General features: G+C 46.3%; 1 protein-coding gene. It reads right to left on the bottom strand.

Annotation, left to right across the window (positions count from 1 at the left end):
- A partial coding sequence (locus tag AC23P2_RS30850; RefSeq protein ID WP_487776754.1) for an immunoglobulin domain-containing protein occupies positions 1-5330 on the bottom strand: 5330 nt, incomplete at both ends.

Below are 5330 nucleotides of genomic sequence, written 5' to 3'. Positions count from 1 at the left end.
AGTTCGTAGCAGTCGTTGATGGCAATGTTGTCGAAAGTCACGGCCACGTTTTGGGTAACGCCCATGGGCAGCAGCACGCTTACGTAGCCTTTGCCGCTCCAACCCGTAGCTCCGCCCGTGGCCTCGGTCACGGTGATGGTGTAATCCGCAGCATTAAATATGTCACCTACGGCCAAATTACTCAAACTGTTACCTTGGGCGGGGGCATTAATAGTTAAGGTTTGGCAAGTGGCAGTGCTGTAGTCTCTTACCACACAAGGTGTACCGCTGAGGGTAAAGAACACCTCACAACTATCGTTTCCGCTCTTAACCACCACTTTATAATCACCAATTTTAGAGGCAGCCCCCCCTGTACCTGATAGGGCTGTTTGCCCCGTTGGGGCAGTCCAACGGTAAGTTAGGTTAGGGAAGTTGAGCAGGGTGGTATCGGCTAATCCTACCAAGGAGAGCGTAACGGGTTGGAAACCACCGCCCGCAGCGCGAGTAAGTTTAGAAACTTCCTGTCCTTGTGCATTGGTAGCTTTGATGTAAATGTCACAGATAGAGGCTGTTCGGGCTACTGGCACAGTGGCACAACTTTGTTTTTTGACCACTTTTACCGTTGTGGAGGGTGCAGAGGCACCACAGTTGGGCAAGGTACAAGCGGCGGTGAGGGCGAGGGTATCGCCCGTGCTCCAAGCGGTGAGCAGTGAGGTGTTGTAGGCCAGCGAGAGGGTATCGTTGGTAGTAGCCAATACCCCCGAGGTTGTTTTGAGGGTATAACTCCATTTTACATCGCCCGTACATCCCGTAGCGATAAGCCGAGCCGTGCTATCAGGGCAAAGGCTCCGTAATGCGCTACCTGCGAGGGTGGGGGTGGGAGGAGTGGAAATAGTAATGGTAGCGATGTTCGTAGTCGCAGTACCACAAGTAGTCGTTACCTGAGCATAGAACTGATACCCATTTTGAATAGTACCAATAGACTGTACCCACACAGAGTCTTTGGTTTTATCAGTACTTAGGGTAATAGCTTGCGGTGTGCTATTGCCTGGGACGAGGCGATACCATTGATATTGCGGATTAGTACCATTTCCTTTAGCGCGTAAGGTAACAGTGGTAGCTGGTCCGTTGGAAGCACAAATAGTTTGGCTTTGAGGGTGGGTGGCAATACCTCCAACAGATAAAGCTACGACCTTGCTGGTAAGCGTACAGTTTCCGTTTTTGACAATACATTGAAACTTGCTTTGCTGGTCAGCGGTGGTTGGTGTGAAGGTATAAGTGTCTGTAGTAGCTCCAGCGATATTGACTCCATCTTTCTGCCACTGGTAGGTAGTTCCTACTGTAGTAGAAGCAATAACTTTATAAGATACCGAAGCACCTACAGAGCAAAGCAAAGCGTCAGAAGGTTGTTGAGCGATACCAAAGAGTGCTGTTTGCGGGCCGTATCTGCCGTTGGTACAAGCGGCATCGGTCATCAGCACGCGGTAGGTGTAAGCGAAATCGGCGGCAGTGGGTGTGATAGTGTACGTAGCTGTGTTAGCTCCTGAGATGGGGCTGCTTACACCACCAGTAGTTCGATACCACTGATAGGTAATTCCTTGTCCTACTACAGGGGCAGTAAGTGTTGTAGTCCCATTAGCACAAACCGTCTGGGCGGTGTAGGTGGAATAAACGCGCAGGCTGGCCTCTTCGGAGGTGATACTAGTGGCACAAGAGCTACTTTTTACGATGCAACGGAATTTAGCATCGTGGTCAGCAATGGTCGGTGTGAAGGTATAAGTACTTGAAGTAGCCCATAATATATTGGTACCATTTTTCTGCCATTGATAGGTAATATCATTACCCAGAACCGTGATTTTGAAGGATGCGGTAGCGGTACCCACATTACACACCACTTCATTTTGTGGTTGCTGGGCGATACCAAATAGCGCTATTTGCGGGCCATATCTTGAGTTGGTACAAGCGGCATCGGTCATGAGCACGCGGTAGGTGTAAGCGAAATCGGCGGCAGTGGGGGTAATGGAGTACGTAGCTGTGTTAGCACCTGAGATGGGGCTGCTTACATTACCAGTGGTTCTGTACCACTGATAGGTAATTCCTTGTCCTAATACAGGAGCAGTAAGTGTGGTAGAGCCATTGGCACAAATGGTTTGGGCGGCGTAGCTTGTGGAATAAGTGCGCAGGCTGGCCTCCTCAGAGGTAATACTGGTGGTACAAGAGCTGCTTTTTACGATGCAACGGAATTTAGCATCGTGGTCAGCGGCGGTGGGTGTGAAGCTATAAGTACTTGAAGTAGCCCATAATATATTGACCCCGTTTTTCTGCCATTGATAGGTAATATCACTACCCAGAACCGTGATTTTGAAGGATGCGGTAGCGGTACCCACATTACACACCACTTCATTTTGTGGTTGCTGGGCGATACCAAATAGCGCTATTTGCGGGCCATATCTTGCGTTGTTACAAGCGGCATCTGTCATGAGTACACGGTAGGTGTAAGCGAAATCGGCGGCAGTGGGAGTAATGGAGTACGTTGCTGTGTTAGCACCTGAGATAGCGCTGCTTACACCACCAGTAGTTCGATACCACTGATAGGTAATTCCTTGTCCTAATACAGGGGCAGTAAGTGTGGTAGAGCCATTGGCACAAATGGTTTGGGCGGCGTAGCTTGTGGAATAAACGCGCAGGCTAGCCTCTTCGGAGGTGATACTAGTGGCACAAGAGCTACTTTTTACGATGCAACGGAATTTAGCATCGTGGTCAGCGGCGGTGGGTGTGAAGCTATAAGTACTTGAAGTAGCCCATAATATATTGACCCCGTTTTTCTGCCATTGATAGGTAATATCACTACCCAAAACCGTGATGTTGAAGGATGTAGCATTACCTACTGCACACACCACTTGATTTTGTGGTTGTTGGGCGATACCAAAGAGTGCTGTTTGCGGGCCATATCTTGCGTTGGTACAAGTGGCATCGGTCATGAGTACACGGTAGGTGTAAGCGAAATCGGCGGCAGTGGGGGTAATGGAGTACGTAGCTGTGTTAGCACCTGAGATGGGGCTGCTTACATTACCAGTGGTTCTGTACCACTGATAGGTAATTCCGTGTCCTAATACAGGAGCAGTAAGTGTGGTAGGGCCATTGGTACAAATGGTTTGGGGGGCATAGCTTGTGGAATAAACGCGCAGGTTGGCCTCCTCAGAAGTAATACTAGTGGTACAAGAGCTACTTTTTACGATGCAACGGAACTTGGCATCGTGGTCAGCGGTGGTTGGTATGAAGCTATAAGTACTTGAAGTAGCCCATAATATATTGGTACCATTTTTCTGCCATTGGTAGGTTAATGCTGTTCCAGTAGCGCTTACAGAAAAAGTGGCGGAGGCTCCCGAACCTACATTACAGATAACTCTATCAGAGGGTTGTGTTTTTATCGTTATACATGATGATGGACTAATACTTAAAGTCACAATCTGAGAAGATGAACAAGAATTATCGGTTTGGCTAGTGGCGATTACTTTATAGTTATATGTTCCTATCACAGTCGGTAAATTTCCTAATGTAGCTGAAGTTTCTCCCGAAAGTGGAGTTAGCGTAGGATTGTTTGTTCCATTATTATTAAACCATTGATAGTTAACTAATATACCGTTAGTTACAGTAGCAGTGACAGGATTAAATGATGTACCTAGTACAATTGATTGATTGGGAATAGTTGTCAAAACAGGAGCATTACTACCAAGCAAGGTTTGGGAGTTGCTTATAGCTATGCAGGAAGTAGCCGAAGTTTTACGAACATAAAATGTATATGTTCCAGGGAGTAATCCACTAAATGTATTCGTTGACTGCCAAGAAATATTATCTTTTGAGTACTGTAAATCAGTACCTGTACTTATAATAGCTGCCGAACCTGTTGTTGTAGAGCAGGTAGGCTGTACTAGCGTAATGGATGAAATATCAACAGAAGTTGAAGTTAGAGTTACAGAAGTTCTACTCGTACTTTTACATTGACTTGTAGGGTTAATGGCTTCTGCATAGTATGTTCCAAAGGTGTTTGGGGTAAAACTTGTCCCCGTCGCAATTTTTGTTCCCCCTGATGCACTAGTGAACCAATCAACACTTTCCCCATTGGCTATGCTCACTGTTAAAGCAGGGTATGGAGTTGTACAAGCTATTTTATCTCCTTGGCTTACTGGTGAGGCTGGGGCTGTAGTAACGTTGATGCTAGCCACGGAAGAGTAAACAACACCTCCCGAAGATGCCTGTATAACAGCTCGATAGTACGTAGTTTGAGTAAGATTATTGGCTGTATAGGTAGTAGTTGTATTGGCAATATCAACGGGATTGCTAAAAGAACTAGAGGTAGAGTATTGCCATTTGGTAATAGTCCCTGTATGCCCGCTGAGGGTAAGGATGGTTGAATTTGTACCCGAACAAGTAGTAGTACTTCCAGCGATTGTGCCTCCAACCGTAGGGAGGGTACAAGCTGATTTGCGCACAACTTTTATGGTATTTGAGGATAAAGTTGCTCCACAAGGAGTTTGACACGTCACTTTATACGAAGTTGTGTCGGCACTAAGTGAGGCATAGTTTATGGAAATACTGGTAGTCGTTAGTGCTAACGTTCCTGAACCACCAGTGTTTAATGTATATCCCCAGCTAGGATTCCCAGTACAGCCACTGACAGTGAGAGTAGCTGCACTATCAGGACATACAAAGCGAGGGCTGTTACCAGCAATGACTGGTGGCTCTGTTGTATTAATAATTGCTTTTACAGCTATTCGTGGATTTGGGCAACTAGCCGTACCACCTGTACACTCAACATAATAAGTTGTTGTTTGGGTTAAGGCGGAAGTTGTGTAAGTAGAAGCAGTAGCAAGAGGGGTCGTAGAAGTAGGAGTACCAAACCAATTGTAACCAGAAGAACAACCACTGGCAGTCAAATTTACGACACCGTTACCACAACGGCTTTTGTCCTGTGCAGAGGCTGTTTCCGATGCTTTTACTGTAATTTTAATGCTATTACTTGCTACGGATAAACATCCATTCTCTTGACATTTTACGGTGTAAGTTGTAGTAGCTGTGGGAGTAACCGTATATGTTTTAGTATCACTACTCACAACTCCCCCTGACGGGCTCCAAATAAAAACACCGTTACATGTAGAACTCGTTGATAGAATGGAGGGGTTTCCAGGACATATCAATGTAGGTTCAGCGCCTATGGTGGGAGAAGTAGGGTTGTTTACAGTAATTGTGATGCTAGTGGTGCTACTTGTACACCCATTTGTTTGATTTTTCGCTTTAACAAGGTAGGTAGTTGTACTTTGTACATCACTAGGCGTGTAGGTCAAGGAATT

The organism is Runella sp. R0.1_18 (assembly GCF_057652155.1).
This window is presented reverse-complemented; position numbering and strand designations above follow the sequence as displayed.